Annotated in this window: 1 pseudogene; it reads left to right on the top strand. The window is 45.9% G+C overall.

Annotation, left to right across the window (positions count from 1 at the left end):
- Positions 1 to 386 (top strand): annotated as a pseudogene (locus tag UF06_RS03600) (type II and III secretion system protein family protein); the annotation flags it as partial.

Raw genomic sequence — 386 nt, 5'->3', positions numbered from 1 at the left:
ACCGAATGAAGTTGGCATTACCATCGCCTACAAAGAGAACGGAGTTCAATTGGCATTTGTACCTTTCATTCTCAGTGATAAGAGAATCAACCTGAAACTCAATGCCAACGTGAGTGAAATTTCTAACTCTGGTGTGCTGACGTTTAATCCGAACGAAGTAAACGCAACGTTCTTTATTCCGCCAATCACTAAGCGTAGCGCGGGAACCACAATCGAATTAGCGGACGGACAAACGATCGGTATCGCAGGTTTGTTGAGTGAAAACGCGCGTACCGTTGCAGATGGTATTCCGGGAGCCAGTGACCTTCCAGTACTTGGACGCTTGTTTAAGAGTGAAGAGTTTACATCTGGTGAAACCGAGCTGGTGATTTTGGTAACACCACGAT

The organism is Vibrio sp. S234-5, from assembly GCF_000960595.1.
GTDB lineage: Bacteria > Pseudomonadota > Gammaproteobacteria > Enterobacterales > Vibrionaceae > Vibrio.
The sequence above is the reverse complement of the archived record's forward strand: the minus strand, read 5'-3'. Positions and strand labels throughout refer to the sequence as shown.